Source organism: Aquimarina sp. BL5, assembly GCF_003443675.1.
Lineage (GTDB): Bacteria > Bacteroidota > Bacteroidia > Flavobacteriales > Flavobacteriaceae > Aquimarina.
In genome coordinates this window covers 2980045-3000872 of sequence record NZ_CP031963.1, presented here as the reverse complement: position 1 = coordinate 3000872, position 20828 = coordinate 2980045, and the positions used below count along the sequence as shown (strand labels likewise).

Annotated in this window: 17 protein-coding genes; 9 read left to right on the top strand and 8 right to left on the bottom strand. The window is 32.8% G+C overall.

Translation table 11 applies throughout. From position 1 onward, the window contains the following. The first annotated feature begins 56 nt into the window (after positions 1-56). From D1818_RS12830 to D1818_RS25330, 8 genes are all read left to right on the top strand, one after another. Positions 57-455 carry a DUF4440 domain-containing protein gene (locus tag D1818_RS12830; RefSeq protein ID WP_118459402.1) on the top strand — a complete coding sequence of 133 codons (399 nt, stop codon included), beginning with the start codon at positions 57-59 and terminating at the stop codon, positions 453-455. Next, positions 436-1782, top strand: a complete 1347-nt coding sequence (locus tag D1818_RS12825; protein ID WP_118459401.1) for a serine hydrolase — start codon at positions 436-438, stop codon at positions 1780-1782. Before D1818_RS12830 ends, D1818_RS12825 begins: the two co-directional genes overlap by 20 nt. A gap of 201 nt (positions 1783-1983) precedes the next feature. After that, positions 1984-2907: a hypothetical protein gene (locus D1818_RS12820; RefSeq protein ID WP_118459400.1), complete on the top strand. Its 924-nt coding sequence runs from the start codon at positions 1984-1986 to the stop codon at positions 2905-2907. A gap of 239 nt (positions 2908-3146) precedes the next feature. Continuing rightward, entirely contained in the window at positions 3147-3356 is a 210-nt protein-coding gene (locus tag D1818_RS12815) for a hypothetical protein (protein ID WP_118459399.1), read from the top strand. 273 nt (positions 3357-3629) lie between these two features. Continuing rightward, positions 3630-4748 carry an AraC family transcriptional regulator gene (locus D1818_RS12810; RefSeq protein ID WP_118459398.1) on the top strand — a complete coding sequence of 373 codons (1119 nt, stop codon included), beginning with the start codon at positions 3630-3632 and terminating at the stop codon, positions 4746-4748. An 85-nt stretch (positions 4749-4833) separates the two neighbouring features. After that, positions 4834-5949: a T9SS type A sorting domain-containing protein gene (locus tag D1818_RS12805; RefSeq protein WP_158597051.1), complete on the top strand. Its 1116-nt coding sequence runs from the start codon at positions 4834-4836 to the stop codon at positions 5947-5949. 107 nt (positions 5950-6056) lie between these two features. Further along, the gene (locus D1818_RS12800) at positions 6057-6977 is read left to right on the top strand and encodes a hypothetical protein (protein ID WP_118459396.1); all 921 of its coding nucleotides are present in this window, start codon (positions 6057-6059) and stop codon (positions 6975-6977) included. Between the two features lie 89 nt (positions 6978-7066). Next, entirely contained in the window at positions 7067-7237 is a 171-nt protein-coding gene (locus D1818_RS25330) for a hypothetical protein (RefSeq protein ID WP_158597050.1), read from the top strand. A gap of 160 nt (positions 7238-7397) precedes the next feature. Here D1818_RS25330 and D1818_RS12795 read toward each other — a convergent pair whose 3' ends face one another. Both D1818_RS12795 and D1818_RS12790 read right to left on the bottom strand, forming a co-directional pair. Continuing rightward, a complete protein-coding gene (locus D1818_RS12795) occupies positions 7398-8594 on the bottom strand; it encodes a serine hydrolase (RefSeq protein WP_118459395.1) in 1197 nt (398 codons plus the stop codon). A gap of 87 nt (positions 8595-8681) precedes the next feature. Continuing rightward, positions 8682-9593 carry a helix-turn-helix domain-containing protein gene (locus D1818_RS12790; protein WP_118459394.1) on the bottom strand — a complete coding sequence of 304 codons (912 nt, stop codon included), beginning with the start codon at positions 9591-9593 and terminating at the stop codon, positions 8682-8684. Between the two features lie 291 nt (positions 9594-9884). Between D1818_RS12790 and D1818_RS12785 the strand changes: the two genes are divergently transcribed. Next, positions 9885-10937 carry a hypothetical protein gene (locus D1818_RS12785; protein WP_118459393.1) on the top strand — a complete coding sequence of 351 codons (1053 nt, stop codon included), beginning with the start codon at positions 9885-9887 and terminating at the stop codon, positions 10935-10937. Positions 10938-11275: 338 nt separating this feature from the next. Here the strand turns inward: D1818_RS12785 and D1818_RS12780 are convergent, their stop codons facing one another. The 6 genes from D1818_RS12780 to pdeM all read right to left on the bottom strand — a co-directional run bounded on the left by D1818_RS12780 (position 11276) and on the right by pdeM (position 20826). Continuing rightward, entirely contained in the window at positions 11276-11554 is a 279-nt protein-coding gene (locus tag D1818_RS12780) for a hypothetical protein (RefSeq protein WP_118459392.1), read from the bottom strand. Between the two features lie 220 nt (positions 11555-11774). Then, complete coding sequence (locus D1818_RS12775; protein ID WP_118459391.1) at positions 11775-14300, bottom strand: T9SS type A sorting domain-containing protein; 2526 nt, start codon at positions 14298-14300, stop codon at positions 11775-11777. A 289-nt stretch (positions 14301-14589) separates the two neighbouring features. Beyond that, entirely contained in the window at positions 14590-17949 is a 3360-nt protein-coding gene (mfd, locus tag D1818_RS12770; protein WP_118459390.1) for a transcription-repair coupling factor, read from the bottom strand. 180 nt (positions 17950-18129) lie between these two features. Further along, a complete protein-coding gene (locus tag D1818_RS12765) occupies positions 18130-18924 on the bottom strand; it encodes a tryptophan-rich sensory protein (RefSeq protein ID WP_118459389.1) in 795 nt (264 codons plus the stop codon). A gap of 108 nt (positions 18925-19032) precedes the next feature. Beyond that, positions 19033-20175, bottom strand: coding sequence for an aminotransferase class V-fold PLP-dependent enzyme (locus D1818_RS12760; protein ID WP_118459388.1), 1143 nt, complete (start codon positions 20173-20175; stop codon positions 19033-19035). Between the two features lie 9 nt (positions 20176-20184). Next, the gene (pdeM, locus tag D1818_RS12755) at positions 20185-20826 is read right to left on the bottom strand and encodes a ligase-associated DNA damage response endonuclease PdeM (RefSeq protein ID WP_255424755.1); all 642 of its coding nucleotides are present in this window, start codon (positions 20824-20826) and stop codon (positions 20185-20187) included. Positions 20827-20828 lie beyond the last annotated feature (2 nt).

The following is a 20828-nucleotide window of genomic DNA, read 5'->3' as shown; positions in this document are numbered from 1 at the left end:
CTCTTTTTTATTAATGTTTGTGCTGCTTTTTAGCATGCTCTTTTCGCAAAAAAACAATGGCTCAAAAAGACATTTCTTCTTTAGAATTTAAAATAAGAAAAATGGACAGTTTACTTTTTCAGGTAGGGTTTAACGGATGCAATAAAGAAGTTTTTAAAACTATTTTGACAGAGGATATAGAATTTTATGATGATCGGTCAGGTTTAAACACTTCTCTAGAAAAGGAACTAGCCTCATTTAATGATAAATGTTCAAAACCTTTTTCTGTTACTAGAAGATTAGTTTCCCATACGATTCACGCTTTAGGAGATTATGGAGCTCTTCAAAAAGGGACGCACAACTTTTATGTAGACGATAAAAAAGTAGAGACGGCTAAATTCATTACTATATGGGAAAGAAAAGATACTATTTGGATTGTAAAACGTGCTATTAGTTATGACCATAAGAACCTATAATATGAGAGTAACATTATTCTTTTTCATACTACTCGGTATTATTATGACCTCTTGTAAAGATAAATATAATGTAAAACTAGATTCACTTATACCCAATCTTTTGTTAGAATATAAAGCACTATCGGTTGGTGTTGGTATTATAAACAAGGGCGAAATAGAGTTTGTAAAAGTATATGGAGAACATCAAAAAGGGATCAAAGCACCCCAAAACACTTTATTCAATATTGCCAGTATTACGAAACCAGTTGTAGCCACTACGGTTCTAAAATTAGTAGAACAAGGGAATTGGGATCTTGACGAACCACTTTATAAGTTCTATGTAGATCCTGATGTTAAAGAAGATAGTCTTGCTAGAATGATAACGACTAGACATTGCTTAAGTCATACCACTGGATTTAAGAATTGGCGATGGGATGAGAAAAATGGAAAGTTGCAGTTTAATTTTAAACCTGGAGAAAAATTTCAATATTCTGGAGAAGGAATGGAATATCTACGACGTGCTGTAGAGAGTAAATTTGGTATTGGTTTAGAAAAAATTGTTGACTCTCTTGTTTTTAAACCTCTAAAGATGAAAGATGCTACTATGGGTTGGATTAACGATAGTGATACCACAAGATTTGCAAAATGGTATAATAGTAAAGGGATACTTCATCAAATGCCCCATAAAACTGAAAAAATTAATGCAGCAGATGATATGATTCTAACAGTAAAAGATCTGGCATTGTTTGGTCAAGCCATCATGAATCAAACAATACTGAAAAAATCTATTTATGATGAAATGGTAAAACCACATTCCGCAATAAATAAAAAACGTAATCAAGGTTTAGGGTGGGTTGTTTATAATGAGTTGCCCAACGATGAGATGGTTTTAAACCATGATGGAGGTGATCCAGGTGTTGTTACAACACTTATTTTATTACCAAAAAGTGAAAACGGAATCATTGTCTTTGTCAATAGTGATAATGGTGCAGGTATAACCAATACTATTACAAAAGAAATAATGACTCATGGGATTGATATTATTGAAGGTCTTCATTGGGATAATAAAATACCCCAAGAGATAGCTATAGAAGATGAGTTATTGTCAAAATATACAGGTACATATCTTACTAATAGAGAGTTTTCTATAACTTTTGATAAATCAGGAAATACGCTTGTCACGGAAAGTGATGTTTTTCCTAAGCTAAAACTATATCCAAAATCGAACAATGAGTTTTTTGCACTTCCTTATGAGATCTATTTCAAGTTTATCGAAGAAGAAAATAATATGAAATTTCAACTTTTAACAAGTGAAAACATAGTAGAGTTAGAGGGACTTAAACAATAGTAATAAACTTCAAAAATAATATGTAGACATACACCTGTAATTTTTGGTTTTAGAGATGAATATTTCTCCTTGATCATTATAGTTTTTATATATCCACAATTTGTGGACATATAAAAATGAGAACAACGTCTTAGTGTGCCCAAAGCGTTGATTTGTAATGTGATTAGGAATTAATATTGGAGAAACTTTAAAATTATTATTATGAAACATTTTAAAAGAACATTCAAATGGATTTCCTTATGCAGTGTGTTAATAGCACTAATTTCTTGTTATGGAGATGGTATTGATACTAAATTAGAAGTAGAAACAATTGTCAGCAATTTTGCAGCGAATGGGGCTGTATCTGTTGACAGAAATGGAGATGTGTACGTTTCAGAGTATGGCAGATTCGTTGATACTGGTGGCAGTGGAACTCGAGTTTTTAAGTTAGATGCTAGAGGAAGAATCTTAGACACAATACAAGGTTTATCTGGTCCTATGGGTACAGCAAAAGACTCTAAAGGAAATTTATTTGTAAACAATGCAAATAATACGATTAATGGCCAGGTTCTAAAAATTACACCTACAGGAGAAAGAGAAGTGATTACTACAATTGATGGTTGGCCTAGTAGTATGACAATTGATAGACAGGACAATCTTTATATTTCTAATTATACTGTACCAACAGTACATAAAATTTCTGCTACAGGTGAAGTGATAGAATATGCGAACGATCCAAGGTTATTAGGAGGAGTTGGAATTGATTTAGATAGTAAGGGAAATGTAATCGTGGCAAATTTTTATACAGCTGACATCTATTCAATCGATAAAAATGGTGAAATTTCACTAATAGCGAATATTCCTGATATCGTTATTCAGAATTTTGGTATCGGTTATATCACTGTAATTAACGATGTTATTTTTGCTACTGGGATAGCTGTAAATTATGTTTATAAAGTAACCATGAATGGTAAAATTGAAATAATTGCAGGTAATGGAGAAGCTGCGCAAGTAGATGGACTATTACTAGAAGCATCTTTTAGTAATCCTAATGGTATAGCAGCAAATAAAAGAACAAAAACGTTATATATTTCAGAATATACGGGAGCCGGAGGACTACGTAAAATTGATTTAAAACCCTATTAATCCTGTATTACAAGGTAAAGGAGTTTGTGCAGACCAATTGGTGAACCTGTTTAATTAATGTAAGGCTAATTCGAATATTAAAAAAGATCGAGACATGAAGATTTCGATCTTTTTTTAGTTATGGGTAACAAAAAATAGTATTAGGAACTTTTAAGTAACAAACCTCATTCGCGAAGAGTAGACAAAATCCTGACTGTCTATAAAATGTTCGGAATTAATCATTTTTAAAATCAAAAATTATGTTACAAAACATTTTGAAATTAGAAGGTATAGAAATTCTTACCAAGAGCAAACAAAAAGTAATTATAGCAGGACAACGTTTTGTATGTACTTGCGGATTTGAGGGAGGTGGAAATGGCTATATCTATCTAGAAGGAACATTAATTGATGCGTTACAAGACATGAATTCAAACTGTGGTGGTGCAGGAGCGCAATGTGACGGAGTATAAGAAGCATCATAAATAAAACAAAACCTGAAGAATCGTTTATTATTCTTCAGGTTTTATGAAAAACTCTTTAAAAAAGGGGAATTCTCTTCTTTTGTACGTATCCTATTGTTGAATATAAATTAATCTTAAAACTAAATTATTAACTGTTGAATTAAGAACAACTGTGACTTTTATAGTATAAGATTGTTTATAGTAAGAAGTATTTGTGTACCCAATCGGTCGCTGATATATCTAAATTTATTTAGATTTGAAATATAACTTTTAACTGCATATATGAATTCTTTTGGAATAGTAGATTTATTATTTGTCTTAGGAATTAGTCAAGGGGTTTTTCTTGCTATTACACTTTCATTAATTCATAATAAAAACAAACCAGCGAATAAGGTTTTGTCTTTTATTTTGTTAATAGCTTCTCTAATGCTTGTAGGTAGAATATTTTACCCACGATTCTCAGGACCTTTGTTTTCCAGAATTGCAGGGTTTGTAGATACTTTGATTTTTGTTTTCGGACCTTTATTCTACACCTATATAAGAAGATTAACTTTTTATGAATCTCCAAATTATAAGATTCCGTGGTATCATTTTATTCCGGCTTTTGTTCATATAGTGTTTTTTAGTTGGACATTATTTTATACCACAGAAGAATTTAAAATCTTGGTTGGACAAGGAACTCTTAACTTTATATATTTCATTGTAGAGACTGTTGGTTTGATAAGCAATTTGGTGTATATGATTAAATCATATCATCTACTTAGAATTTATAAAACAGCAGAAAAAGCTAATCTTTCTTATTCGCAGAAAGTACAGACTTTCCTAAAGTTTTTTTTATTTGGAATTTCAATTTTCTTGATGCTATGGGTAATAAGCTATGCTAACTATTTTATGAGGTTTAAAGAGTTGCGTTTCATCAGCTATCATTTAATCTGGATGACCATTCCCATATTTATTTATATCGTAGGTTTTTTTAGTTTAAAACAGCCTGAAATATTTAGAGTTCCACTCATAAAGAAAAAAGAAGCCCAAAAAGGGAGATTGAATGGTGAAGAATTAGAAATACTAAAAAAGAACTTAGAAGATCTTATGGTTCGTAAAAAAATATATCTTAATAATGAACTTACATTAAAGGATCTCTCTGAAGAACTAAATACTTCTACGAACAATGTATCTTGGTTACTTAATAATATACATAACTGTAGTTTTTATGATTATATAAATAAGTATAGAGTCCAAGAGTTTATTTCTAAAATTCAAAAGGGAGAACACTTTAATCATACCATTTTGGCTTTGTCATTAGATTCGGGTTTTAATTCAAAATCAACTTTTAATAAAGCTTTCAAAATGATCAAGAATGATACCCCAAGTAATTATATAAAGAAAATGGGAATAGTATAATAAATTAGTATTACTGTATCCAAACGGTCGTTTATCATAGTTTTTGAAATTAGTTTCGAAGTTAATTTTAAAAATTATGAATGATATGAAAACTCTCTACGCTCTACTTTTTTTATTAGTAACCGCTAGCTTAAATTCTCAAACTGTAACTACTGTTATGGAAGGATTATTCCATGATGGACTTGCTTTGGATATAAATGGAAATTTATATGGATCTGATTATTCAGGTGATTCGGTTTTTAAATTGGATGTCAATGGTAATGTAAGCACGTTTGTGAGTGGTCTAAACACACCTAACGGAATTGGTGTGAATAGTAATAATGAAATTTACATATGTGATCATGAAAGTAATAGAATACTAAAATATAATGATCAGGGAGATGAACTTGCTAGCTACCCTACGCTTACTCCTGCTGGAATAAAAAAAATGCCGAACAGTGATGATATGCTTTTTGTTGGTTACGGTAATAATACCATTAACTTGCTTGCATCAGATGGGACAATTACTCAACTATTTTCCGGGAGTCCGTTAAATGGCCCGGCTGGTATAGCATTTGATGATAGTGGTACAATATTTATAGGAAATTTTAACGATAGAAGAATTCATAAGTACGATAATGGAGTATTGACATACGTAGCGCAATTACCCTCAGGGGGGATCAATAGCAATTTTTTAGGTTTCTTGACATATGCTAATGGATTTTTATATGCTACTCAATTGGGAGAGCATCGTGTTTATCGGATTAACCCTCAAAACGTGGATGATCTCGAGATATATGCAGGAAGTACTATTGGGAATGCGGATGGAAATGTTGCAGATGCTACATTTAATCTTCCTAATGGTATTTTGGCTAGCCCAGATGGGGCGACCATATATGTAAGTGATGCGGGAACAAAAAATCTCAGAATAATTTCTGATGTAACTCTTAGCATCAATGAATTAAAAGAAGCTGACTTTTCCCTACTATTATATCCAAATCCATCAACAGAAATGTTAACGATAAAAGGAGTACTTCTGGAACAAAGTAGTTTTGATGTAGCGGTATATGATACGCTTGGGCAAAGAATTTTTTCAGAATCAAATCCATTTGAAACCAAAGCTTTTGAAAGAAATATAAATACCAGCACTTGGAGTTCGGGAATATATACAGTGCTTATAACATCAGGTACGTATAGGACATCAAAAAAGATAGTCAAATAAAGCTTCTTTAGGAAAATATTCGTTAAAAAAGGTTTTACAGGATACACACGGTCGATTATTAAACGCTTTTGATTCAATTTTGAGCATAACTTTTAAAATTACATCAAATGAAACGAACAGTTAATTATTTTTTGACACTTAAAAAAGCAATGTATTCTTCCATGGTTATACCCGTTTTTCTTTTTTCCTTATTATTTATTTCCTGCAGACCGGGAGAAGTACCCAATATAACAACGACAGTAGAAACGGTTACAGACGGAGCTTTTTATGATGGGCTAGCTATAGATCGTAAGGGAAATTTATACGGGTCAGATTTTGTAGGGAATACAGTGTATAAAATGACTCCTTCTAGAGAAGTGACCGTTTTTGCAAATGGTTTAGTCTCTCCAAATGGAATTGGAATTAACAAAGATGATGAGGTCTATGTATGTGATAATTTTGGAAACGCAATTTATAAGTATTCAGAAGAAGGCACGCAATTAGATAGTATTCCTGCAATTTCTCCTGCTGGTATAAAACGAATCCCAGGGACTAATGATATGTTATTTGTAGAGTACAATACCAATACGATTAATATATTATCAGAAGACAATACAATTACTAAATTATACGAAGGAGCGCCTATTAATGGGCCTGCCGGAATAGCCTTTGACAGAAGAGGAAATACGTATATAGGAAATTTTAACGACAGAAAAATTTATAAATACAAGGATGGAAACCTGACTTTTATTGCTGAGCTTCCTGCTGGAGGGCCAAATGCTAATTTTTTAGGGTTTTTGACATATGCGAAAGGTTTTCTTTTTGCAACTCAGTTGGGAGAGCATAAGATTTATAAAGTCAATCTTAACAAAGAAAATGAAGTTGAGGTATTTGCAGGAAGTACATTGGGTAATGATGATGGAGATATTTCTGAAGCTACGTTTAATTTTCCAAATGGAATTTTGGCAAGTTCAAATGGTAAAGTTTTATATGTCTCGGATGCCGGTACAAGTAATCTAAGAATTATTGAAAGTAGCATTGAGTATTAATTTTAGATCATTAATAAATTAGGGGAATTTTCCTATTTTATTTTGTAACTTACTCTCACAATACAAATTAATCTTAAAACCAAATTATTATGTTAAAATCAATTTTAACTCAACAAGGAGTAAAAGAATTAAACAAAAAACAACAACAATCTGTTAATGGAGGAGGAGGTTTAAACTCTGAATGCCAATCAGATAGCGAGTGCGACCATCCATTCATCTGTGCGGGATGTTTATGCAGACCAGTTGGTGGACCGTTTTAATTAAAGAAGAATAATTTTTAGGCTAATTCAAATATTGAAAAGGGTCAGAATCCTAAGATTCTGACCCTTTTTTATTCTTTTAATATAAAAGTTTTGGTTTTTGATCTTCACATGCCACTCCTATTGGCTCTGGTTCAATTAAACAGTGAGAGATGACACTTCATTTTTTGGTTATAAATATTTTTGCTAGCTCGTATGAGTAGGTAAATAAGTCGGATGTGGCGCCACTTCGATTCATTAGTATAGATATTGATAGATTATATTCCGGAAATAGAATAAATACAGATGTAGAACCCGCAGCAGTTCCTGCGTGATGGATGATTTGTACTTTTTGATTATTGTCAAACATCTCCTCGGTAAAGCTGTTACGCCATCCAATGGCATAGTTTTGTTTATTGATTTCTCCTGTGTCTAATTGTACTGGTTCTATAAGGGTTTCAGTGGTGGCTTTATTTAAAAGATTATAGTTTAGAAAGGCATTCCCTAGTTTTACAAGAGCCGTTGGTGTAGCAACAAATCCGCCTCCAGCCCATTTATTACTATTGTTGACTTTAAAAGTTTCTTTATACATGTTTTCATCCACTTCATAAAATTTTGAAATATTTTCTTGTGATAAAGATGATGTTTCTCCATTGATGTGTTTAATACCTAAAGGATTAAAAATTGCGGCTTTCATAAAACTTAGAAAATCTTTACCAGACGCACCTTCCATCATAGCACTGAGCAAGGTATAGTTGTAAGAACTATAGCTAAAATCAGTTCCAGAAGGAAACAGCAGTGGAGAATCACTAAATATTCCTACACTTTCTTGCACCGTTGTATACTCATCATTGTTGAGATGTTCCCATATAGGAAAGCAAAAGCAGGTTCCATAATTTCGTATTCCTGAGGTATGTGATGCTAGTTGTTTTAATTTTATTTCGGCCAGTGTTTCGTTTATATAAGGTACGAATTCTTTGACCTTAGAATTTAGATTTAATTTACCTTTCTGTAAAAGCAAACCTACTCCAATGGAAGTAACTGCTTTGGATGTGCTTCCTATTCTGAATTTTGTATCAAGACTTATTTTTTTATCGTTTTTAATATCTTGGTAACCAATTGCATTAGACCAAATTGCCTTTCCGTTCATTCCTATAGCAACTGATAATCCAGGTGTTTTAAGATGCGTAAACATTTCTTTTAAAATACTATCTGCCTTTTTTGAAGTATCATCATTATGATATGAGATAGGCTCTAATTCTTTACTGTTTGGAAAAGAATTCCACCCCGTTGTGTAGGTCATGATAGGTTCAAAAAGGAAGAAGCTTAGCATAAGTATTGGTAAGATTACAGAAGTGATTATAATGCATTTTTTCATTATGATGTTCGTTTAAGATTTGACAAATGATTTCCTGTCATTGAATATGGATTCAATGATTCTGTAGATGAAGAAGTTAAAATTAAATTAATCGGCTAGTATAGCTTTCTCTTTAGCCTTGATCATCTCGCAGACTTTAAAAAGTAGAATGATTTCTAATAAAATAGTAGGTGTAAGAAATATCAATCCAACGATAGATAGTAATACGGTTGTCATAAATGCGTAGGTAATGATTTCGAAAATCCCCGTAACTGTAGCGATGGTTCCTAACCCATTCTTAAGCCTTAAAACAGATATCCCAAACAAGATTCCTATAATTCCGTAGGTCATTGCTTCTGCACCGATAACAATATGATAATCAAAATCACCAACGTATAGGGATATAATGTCAAATGCATAGAATACGATCGTAATAAAAATGAACATGAACGCAGTTATTTTTAGCAAGTAGTTTTTAAAAATCTTACCGGTAAGTACAAAACCACGAGTAAAAAGGACAATAGAAGTTACTAAAACTATTTTCAGAAAAATATATAGCCACTGATCAATTACCATTTCATTTTCCTCAATTCTGTAATAATCTACTATCATTTCTACAAAACCAACCAGAAAATATATGATACCACTAATCCAGGCAATGTTTAGTTGTCTTGTCAGAAAACTTGCTTCTTTTTCGTCATCTATTTCAAGTAGGAATATCTTTTTAAATTCTTTTGTTACTTTAGAATCTTCTGTTTGAATTTTTTCTAGGTCGTAATCCAATGCAGATAGAATTGTTTTTATCGTATAGCTTCTCGGTGTAACCTCTCCGGCTTCAATTCTTTGTATGGTTCTAACACTAATATTACATTGTTCGACTAACTCTTCTTGGGTAAGTCCTTTTGATTTTCTGAGTTCTGATATTTTTATACCTAATGCTGGCTGTTCCATGATCTTTAAGTTTTTAGTTTCTGTTGAAGTAGTATTCTCTGCAGTAGAATTACTAGAACTTGTTTTCATTTGATACAGCAATATTAATTGTAAGAGATATAATCTCAAATTTTTTGTTTTGACTTTGACCCGTCATTAACCCGACACTTCAATATAATATAGGGTTTCAGGAGTTTTGTGTTTTTTTTAAAGTTAGAAATATAGGAATTATTCTAATATCTAAACTCATGTCTTTTGATTAAGTGGGTAACAAAAATTTAGATAAGGAACTTGATAGTAATTAAACTCATTCGCGAAGAGGAGACAAAAACCTGATTGTCTTTAAATGTTCAGGTATTAACTTTTTTAAACCTTTATAAAATGAAAAAAATAAGAATACCAAAACTGCTTCAGATATTAGTAGTTTTTTTATCTATAATGATTGTTACCTCTTGTGACAATAATCAGGAAGAACTTTCTTTTGAGGAAGATTCTATAGAAATATCGACAGTCTCACAAAAGAGTACAGCATTACCAAATAGATTTCAATTTTATTGCGGAGCCAGTGGAAATGATAAGATTATTAGTTCTAATAGCATTCCAGGAACAGGAAGCTGGACATCTGGTAGATATGTTCCTGGTGCTGGTCTTACTAAAACACATATTAGTGGCACTCAATTTGGAAGTAGAGTAGCTATTGTATATAGAGGTCGTCGTAATACAGGTAAAATTTATTATACGGTTTCGAACAATGGAACTGATTTCGGTACAGAAAGAACAGTTCCTGGTGCGTTAACATCTGAGAAAGGATTAATTAGAACGGTATCCAAAAATGGAGAATTATATGTGTTTCATACAGGAAAAACATCTACTGGTCGCATTTTCATGAGCAAATTTGATGGTACTAATTGGACGACGAATAGACCAGTGACTCCAAGCATGAGTTTTAACGATTTTGATATTATACAAAAAAATGGAGTATTTCTATTGGCTATGATAGGCAGTGTGCATCTAAATTATTTGCGTAGTGTGGATGGGTTAAACTTTCAGGACTTAAACATTAATATTAGTATTCCTTTTCCTGCATTTCAGTCTCCTGGTAATGCTTTGGATATTGCCATAACTTCAAGAACCGATTCCAGAGGATTGAATCATGTTGTGATTAGAACAGATAAAAACGAAATGTGGACATCTTCTTTTGGCAATGCCTTAATTCCTAACACTTTCCAAAAAGTAGAAGTGAGATTTAGGGATTTAGCTAAAACAGATCAACGTCCAGGAATTGCTACTAATGGAACTCAAGTGATATTGGTATATGAAGGGAACAGTTCTAGTAATATATATTATGCTTTTAGAAACGGGATTTTTTGGTCACAGACTAAAACAGGTATAAAAACAAAAAATTCTGGAGTAGATCTTTTATACATTGATTGAAAATGAATGGTGTTTATTATTAGTTTCATATATACTAATAAGATCAGCCTCTACACTTGAATACTATCTCGTATTTTTTTTTGGTAAGATTCTCAAAAGGCAGATATAATCCTATTACCTGGATAAAAATGAATAGGTTAATCATTATCAAAACACAAAAAATGTAAACAGGTGGTTTTTGGACTGCCTGTTTTATCATAAAATTTAAATCCTTTTTATCCCTAGTAGAACTAATAGAAGTTGTTACTATTTAATTCAGCAATATTTTTACAAAAAATAGTGTCAGTTATGATAATGTATGGACCTGTTTTTATTAGAAACAGCAATGTACATGTGATTTATGCACACATTTTTAAGTTATTCAGATAACTCTTAACTTCGATAAACATAGCTTCTTTGCTATAAAGATCATCGATGTTATTACTATAATGATAACCAAATGAATAATTCATGGAAAATTCCTCTATATCGATAAGTTCAGGGTGATTTTTGTAACTTTCTAACTCTTCAGCAAATCTTATTTCGACATTCGAATAATTGATAGTATAAAGTTTATGATTATTTAGTTGTATTGCTAAAGATTCGTTTAAAAAACTGAATTTTTCTTTTCTTTTCATAATCTAAGTTGGTTTTGTCATTATAATTCGAAATAAAGTTAAAAATAAAATGAATGTTTTCTCAATTTTTAAAGACCATCATCAGTTGAACTGTCGATGAAATACATTTTTATATCGATGAAAAGCATTTATTGTAATGAAACATAACTAATGTTTACATCATTCGAGAATTTTCAGTACTCCTATGAATACAATAAAAAAGTTGTAAAGCTTTAACCCTTTATTCAATAATTACTTTCTTCACGATACTTCCTTTGCCGTCATTGTATCTTATTTGGAAAAAGTAAATGCCTGTTTGCAAGTTTTCGATATTTACAATAAAGGTATTTGTTCCTTTAGCTTCAAAAACTAAATCCTTAATAAATTTACCAGTCAAATCAGAAACAATAACTTGATGAACCTGCAAATTGTCGGCAGTATTTAAGGTGATACTATTTCTTGTAGGATTAGGATATAATTTTATGTTAGTGTCTTTTGTGCTAGTATCAGGGATAGATAACGTACCATTAGTAAATAACTCGACACGATGTCTTCCACTAGGAACAGAAACTTCAATGCTATGAGAAGAAGCCAATATAGGATTGACTTCGATACCATCTATCTGAACAGATGTTATATCCTCTTTAAAAAAAGTGATATTAGTAGTGTTAAAAGCATGGATATTTCCAGAGTTTTCTTCCATAACTATACTCACAGGCATAGCAGCCGTAAACCCATAGTCGTTAGTTGCGCTTGTATCTAAAAATGATGTGCCATTTGTGACTGAATAGGCAATCGTATTTTCGGATTTTTTTCTAAAAAAAGCGGTTTTTCCTTTAAAAGTAACATCATTATAGGTATTACTTATCGTATTTTTTGAACCCAAATACGTATCAATAAAACTAGCATTATGAGTTATAGTGATACCGCTGTAATCCGAATTTGCGATTTTTGATAAAGATCCTTTGCTATGTGTACCATCTTCAGGAAAAATTAAAGTAGTAGCACGAATGACGCCATCTGCAGGTGCTTGGTATACCGCTTTAATATTTTGAGTTGTTTTAAACCCTTGTCCAAAATCACCTTTAAACGAACTAGCAAGAGTTACGTTGGGATTGGAGGCAAAGAAAACAGTTCCTTTTTCTGTTTCATCTCGATTTTCAGAATTGATGATAGCATTAATAGGAAAATTGTATTCCTGATTATTAGTTATAGTCACAGTATTTCCATCCAATACATTTGCTTGAAAATTAATGGTTACATCATCTGAAGAGTTTGTGGGTTCTACTTCATCATAAATTACAAAGTACCCATTAGATTCTCCAGGAATAGGATGAATGAAGTGTAATGTTCTATAATGAGTTCCATTATTGATTGCAGGTCCAGCATCAGTCGTTCCAAATTCTACGTTTCCACCAACAAGTCCATCAATTAAACCATTTCCGTCTGTTTGGGAATGTTGTGTATCATCACCTATTAAAACTGTATTTTGGAGAGAAGCTCTTTTCCAACGACCTCCATCTGGAGCATATCCAGGATAATTAAAGCCTGATCCGTCGGCATTAGTGTATCTTACTCCTGAATTCAAGACGATATGTTGTCCATATGCTGTTATATCAAAAGAGTTTACATCTTCTAAATCATGACCAAGATTATCTTGACCAGGATCATTTTTTAAACAATACAATATTCCTTGTAATGCTTCTTCAGAATCTGTTTTATCCCAAAGTGCAGCCCCCGATTGATCTCGTAGTAAAGAAACTGGCATAATAGGAGTTGGTTTATTAATATCTTTAAGAATATAAATAAAAAGGTTACTACTATTAAAGGATCCAGGATTCTTATTTCCAAGATGCCAATAAGCCATTCCTCCAACATCAGTACCATGCCTTTCTGCATAATAGATCCCAGAGTGGTTTGCTAATCTATTTTCTGTAAGACCTGTATCACCAAATTTAGTGTACCCTCCAAAAGGAGTTAATGCAAAAGTAGTGGCCCATTCATAAAGCAAGTTCATTCTAGGGTCGTTATAATAACTTCCAAGACCTGTAAATTCCATAACATCTTTAATGTGTGTTTTTGACATACGTGTATCTAACATTCTAGCAAATACATATCCTGGGGATTGCCCCCAAGATCCATCTTGCATCATCGATTTATTAAATAAATAGGCATCGTATAAATCTTTCCACTTAGTTATCTCAGCGGTATTGTTTTTATAGATGGCATACAATAAATTTATCCCATAATAAGATAGCCTCCAAGCAGGTTCATTGTTTTGGTACCAAGTAGCTACAGTAGCTAAATTACTCTCGGCAGCGGCTAATTCTGTTGGTGTTAAATCGTTATATATAATATCTAATGCTATAATAGCATTGAATTGAGCTGATGCAGCATCTACATAGTTTGCATGGGCTCCTCTTCTTTCTAAAAAAGGAACTTGATCAGGCCATGTATTTAAGATACTTATTATTTTATTTTTGTACTGAACTCTATTACTAGGATTAGGCTCTAAGACATAAGAGAGCATATTATAGTTTAACGTACCGGACAAGGAGCCCCAATCGCCATCACTAAAGTCATTGTCCCATCTACTGAAAGCTGCATCTCTTATATATTTAAAAGGTTGTCGGTTACCTACAAATTTTTGCTGTAGATCAGGATACATGTCTTCAGTAATAATTAAAAAAGGATGTGTTTGTGAAAAACTGTAATGGCTTAAAGATAAAAGACATACAGTAAGTAATATTAATTTTAAATGTTTCATTTTGGCAGTTTTGGGAATTAGTTAGTTTCACTTGTGCCAGTGATTATTCTTAAAAAGTATTTATATATGAGTGTTTGTGATAAACAAATTTAATAAAAATGTATTGTCAATCTTCTCAACGTAAATTTAATTCAAAACGTATGTAAACTCCATTGATTTTCATTAAGATAAGGGAAGAACACGTCTAATAACCCTGAAAATAGAGTAGATTGAATAGGTGACTTGTAAAGTAAAACAAAAGATTTATCCTGAATCTTTAGATTGTCAATTTCTAATCAAATCAGAATTCCTAAGCTTCAACTTCTGTTTTGAGTTTTAAGGGCTGTAAAACTTTTAATGCTTTATTCACCGAATCTATGTTTTCAAAAGTCAATAATAATCGCAATCCGTTTCTTGTATTTTTTTCTTTCATTTTACATTTGTCTGGATTTTTCTGTACAAATTGTAATATTCTAGAAAATATAGGACTTTGATAAAAACTCGATTGTTGATCACTGATAAAATATCCAATCAGTTTATCTTGTTTCATAATGATCTTTTCTAAACCAATGGAGGTGGCAATCCATTTGATACGCACAGAATTTAATAAATCCACAGCTTGATCTGGGATTTCTCCAAAACGATCTACTAACCTTTTCTCATAGGCTTGCAGCGCTTCTTCATTTTTAATCTCATTGAGTTCTGTATACAGATTAAGACGCTCCGTAATATTGTTGATATAGTCATCTGGGAATAATAACTCAAAATCAGTATCAATCTGTGTATCTTTTAAGTATACTTTTTCCTTTTGATCATCTTCATATAAGTCAGCAAACTCATTTTCTTTGAGCTCTTCAATCGCCTCATTTAGTATTTTTTGATAGGTATCAAAACCAATTTCATTGATAAACCCACTCTGTTCTCCACCTAATAAATCTCCTGCACCCCGAATCTCTAGATCTTTCATAGCGATATTAAATCCACTACCTAAGTCAGAATGCATTTCTAATGCGGTGATACGTTTTCTGGCATCGTCTGTCATCGCAGAATATGGTGGTGTAATGAAATAACAAAAAGCCTTTTTATTACTTCGACCTACACGACCACGCATCTGGTGTAGATCCGAAAGACCGAAGTTATTGGCATTATTTATAAAAATAGTATTCGCGTTTGGTACATCTAATCCGCTTTCTACGATCGTAGTAGAAATCAATACATCAAATTCTCCATTCATAAAAGAGAGCATCAGACTTTCTAGTTTTTTTCCTTCCATCTGTCCGTGACCTACAGCGACTTTAGCATCCGGAACTAGACGCTGTACCATTCCGGCAACTTCTTTGATATTTTCAATACGGTTATGAATAAAATATACCTGACCACCGCGTTGTATCTCATAACTTACAGCATCTCTAATGGTTTCTTCTGTAAATCGAATTACATTCGTTTCTATAGGATATCGATTGGGTGGAGGTGTGGTAATGGTAGATAAATCCCTGGCGGCCATCAAACTAAATTGTAAGGTTCTTGGGATAGGTGTAGCGGTTAAGGTGAGCGTATCTACATTTTCTTTGATGGTTTTCAGTTTATCTTTTACCGAAACACCAAATTTTTGTTCTTCATCGATAACCAATAATCCAAGATCCTTGAATTTTACATTCTTATTGACTAATTGGTGTGTTCCTATGATAATATCAACTTTACCGGCAGCTAAATCTTCTAGCGTTTCTCTTTTTTGTTTTGCTGTTCGGAAACGGTTTACATAATCCACCACTACCGGAAAATCTTTAAGACGTTCCCTAAAAGTTTTTGCATGCTGAAATGCCAGAATCGTTGTTGGAACCAGTATCGCAACTTGTTTTCCGTTATCAACTGCTTTAAATGCAGCTCTAATAGCCACTTCGGTTTTACCGAAACCAACATCCCCACAAATCAATCGATCCATAGGTCGCTCGCTTTCCATATCCGCTTTTACAGCTTCAGTAGCAGTACTTTGATCAGGTGTGTCCTCGTAAATAAAAGAGGCTTCTAATTCGTGTTGTAAATAACTATCTGGATTGTATTGAAATCCTTTTTGTAGTTTTCGTTTAGCGTATAATTGAATCAGATTGAAAGCAATATGCTTTACTCTTGCTTTAGTTTTTTGCTTTAAGGTTTTCCAAGCTTTGGAACCTAACTTATAGATCTGTGGAGGCTTACCGTCTTTACCATTAAATTTTGAAATCTTATGAAGCGAATGAATACTCAAGTATAAAACATCTCTTTCTCCATAAATTAGTTTGATGGCCTCTTGTTTTTTACCTTCGACATCTATTTTTTGTAACCCGCCGAATTTACCAATTCCGTGATCGATATGCGTTACGTAGTCACCAACTTCGAGATTAGTAAGTTCTTTGAGCGAGATCGCTTGCTTTTTTGCATACCCACTCTTTAGATTAAACTTGTGATATCGTTCAAAAATCTGATGATCGGTATAGCAAGCTATTTTACGATCATGATCGATAAACCCTTGAAATGCAGAAAAAACGATCGTTTCATATTGTTTTACACCTAGGTCTGCATCATCAAAAATATCATGAAAACGTTTGGCCTGTTGATCACTTACACAGAAGATATAATTCTTATAGCCTTCTTCGTGGTTTTTATTCAGGTTTTTGATTAGTAAATCAAATTGCTTATTGAACGAAGGTTGCGGCTTTATGTCAAACTTAATCGCATAATCAGCTTTGGTCAGTGGTCGATTTCCTATTTCGACTAAGGTGAAATCCAGTAATTGTTTTTTGATTAATGCGGAAGAAGCAAAAAGTTCCTCTGGAGTTCCGTGTTTAATATCTTCAGACAGTGTTTTAAAAGCTTCTTTCGCTTTTTCTAAGTTTTTGTCAATTCTTGCAGAAAGTAGATCAATATCTTTAGCAAAAACCACAGTTTTAGAAGCGATATATTTCAGGAAACTCTCCCGAGTTTCTTGCATCGCTTTGTTTTCTACATTTGGGATAATAGAAATTTTCTTAATCTGGTCTGTAGATAATTGTGTTTCTACATCGAAGGTCCTTATACTATCTACTTCATCTCCAAAAAATTCTATACGATAGGGTTCATCATTACTGAAAGAGAATACATCTACAATACCACCACGAACGGAAAATTCACCAGGTTCTGTAACAAAATCTACACGCTGAAATTGGTATTCGAACAATACTTCATTAACAAAATCCAATGATAAGGTATCTCCAATTGCAATCTTCAGCGTATTTTTTTCCAGCTCTTTTCTAGTCACTACTTTTTCGAATAAAGCATCTGGATAGGTAATAATTAGGGCAGGTTTCTTTCTAGAATTGATTCTGTTTAACACTTCTGCTCTTAAAAGAACATTAGCATTATCCGTTTCTTCAATCTGATAGGGTCTGCGATAACTTCCTGGATAAAACAATACATTTTTATCTCCGAGTTGTTGTTCTAAATCATTAAGATAATATGCCGCTTCTTCTTTATCATCAAAAACACACAAAAAAGGGGTGTCCGCTTGCTCAAAAGCAGATGAAATAACAAAGGATAAAGAAGATCCGATAAGACCTTGTAGATGCGTTTTACTTTCGGACTGGGCAATAGCATTCCTCAGTTTCTGAAGAGATAGAGACTGTGCAAAGGTTTGCGTGATTATATTTTTACTCACGTAGCAATAATTTTAGACAAATATACTATCATTCTTTTAGTTATGACAACCCTCTATGTCGTGATACGTACTAAAACTAACTATTTTTTAAAGTTTTTGATGAGAAACTTCATCGTTTCCTGTTTTGAAGTTAAATTTTGACAACGTATCTAGTTAAAAGAGAAATAGTTGGCCAACAACTTAATTAAATCGCTCCATCAATTTTTTCCCAGGATTAGTGGCTCTATTCAAAAACCCATGAACACTGGCAGCAAGTACTAATATAATGGCACCTGTAAGTGCTGTGTAAGCGATGGAAGTATAGGCACCACTATGTCTTACATATATTGCTATTAGTGCCCAAGCACCGACCAAAGCAAATTCTCGCATATTTCTTTTAACAATCATAAATAGATTTAACAAAACGGCTACAATTACCATAATTATGGTCCAGGTAATCTCGTCTAAACCAAATCCACCCCAATTAATCTTGGTTAAATAAATAGAAAAATTAGCTATTGTAGCCACAGAAATCCATCCTAGAAATAGGCATATTGGCCACCATACAAAAGCTATAATACCCAAAGGAGCATCCCAGCGTTCCATTTTAGTATTGATAACAATCTTGCTAAGAGAGAAAACGATACCTAACATTATAAGTACTGATAAACCAAAGTATTCATATGTAAATACTATAACCCAACAACCGGTTAATAGATTTGCAATAAAAAACCAGTATCCTGTTTGTAGTACATGATCTGCTTTTTCTGGTTTAAAAAAGGCATTTCGGATTTGATAAATTGAATAAGCAATAAGACCTGAAAATATTAATAACCATATTGCAAAAGCATAGCTTGCAGGTGTAAACAGGTTGTCATATTTACTGCTGAGTTCCCCTACAGTAGTATTATTAAAACGTAATGTTTGTGAAATATAATTTATGCCAATTACAAATACAACAGATAGTAGATTAAGGATCGCTAATATTTTCTTCATGATATTATTTTACGCTTCTAAAGGTAGTGTAAAAGCCCCACACAGATTAATCCAAAAAGAATGAATTGGTGTCTTTACGACCTGATTTTTCTTATATCGAACGCAGGTTTATACAAAACAATTGATCAATTTCTCAAAATCTTCTTCGGTATTATACACATTACAAGAAACTCGCATTGCATTTCCACGATAGGATACGAAAATTTGTGCTTCCTTCAATTTTGCCTTAATCTCTTCTACATTGATATGATTAGGAAGGTAGATCCCAAATAGATGATGCGCTCTACATGCGTCATCTTCAATAAAACACCCTAATTCTCGGAGTTTTTGTATAGCATTTTTGGAAATATTTTTCCCATATTCCTGAATGTTTTTTGGTTGCCATTCTATCAATTGCTCGACGGCTCTTATCATCATCGGAGTTAATACAAAGTTACTTGATTCGCCTACAGAATATCGAGCTGCTTTTTCCTGATATCGATCTTCGTATTTGGTAAGTCCAGAAAAGTCTTCGCTATTATACCGGTTCATCCAATTATGTTCTATTGGTGTTCCATTATTAAAAGCATCACTGTAATAAGCCAGGCCAATAGAATAGGGGCCTAATAACCATTTATAACCACCACAAACCAAAGCATCTGGCTCAATTTCTTGTATAGAAAAAGGGAAAGCACCTACACTTTGAGTTCCATCGATGACTAACATCGCGTTTACTGTTTTGGTTTTCTCGCGAATGGCTTTCAGGTCAAATAAAGTACCATCTGCCCAGTGCACATGTGGCATGGCAATTACCACTGTGTTTTTACTGATAGCTTCCAGAATGTTTTCATTCCAGCGCTTACCTCTGTTTTCTAATTCAACAGGAGGTCTAACAATTTTGATTGTCGCTTCATTTTTTCTGGCAACTTCTTGCCAGATATACACATTACTAGGAAATTGTTCGTCAACCAGAATGATTTCATCTCCTTTTTTTATAGGAACATTATTAGCTGCGTTTGCAATACCATAAGAAACAGATGGAATGATCGCAGTATTTTTATAATTAGGAGCTTCAATGAGTGTGGCAAAACGCTGTTTTAGAATTTCTTTTTCAGTAAAGAAATCTTCTGGTAAAACTTCATTAGGATGTGCTTTTCTTTGGACAGATTTTAAACCTATTTCGGTAACAGATTTTAATTGTGGAGCCATATAAGCTCCATTGAGATAGGTGATTTCTGGTGATAGATCGAAGAGATGTTTCTGATTTTGCATGCTATCTTATTATTGATGCACTAAAATAACTTCCTTTTTTGTGATAGCATATATTTTAACTTTTTCTGTAGGTTCTAGTGTGTGATTACCAGTAAATTCTCCAAAAGCAGGAAGGATAAGTTGATTCTCTTTCTGATAAAAACATGGTAAACGTAGACGCTGTTTACCTAGTCCACCTAAAAGTACTCCAGGATGAATATGACCACAAAAATTAAATAGTCCTTCTCTTTCTTCAGGATGATGGCTAAGTAAAAAGTTGTCTAGAATCAATTCTGAACCTATTTTGATATCCAGTTCTTCGTATTTACGAGGCGAGATAATATCGTGGTTTCCTACGATAAGAAGAATTTCAGGATTTGTTTTAGAAACCCAATCAGAAAACAATACCCATTCATTATTAATGTAACTATGGAATAGATCTCCCAAGAAACAAATAGTTGAAGGGTTAAAAATAGTAATTACCGTATCTAATTGTTCAAAGTTTTTGAGAACGGCTTCTTGTGGTACTGCGCTACCGTGTTTTCTAAAATGAGATATTTTACCAAGATGTGGATCGGCAATCAATAACATGCTTTTTTCTTCCCAGAACATAACTCCAGTAGGATGTAAGGTAAATTTTTGATTTTGTATCTGTATAATTTGTGATTTCAATA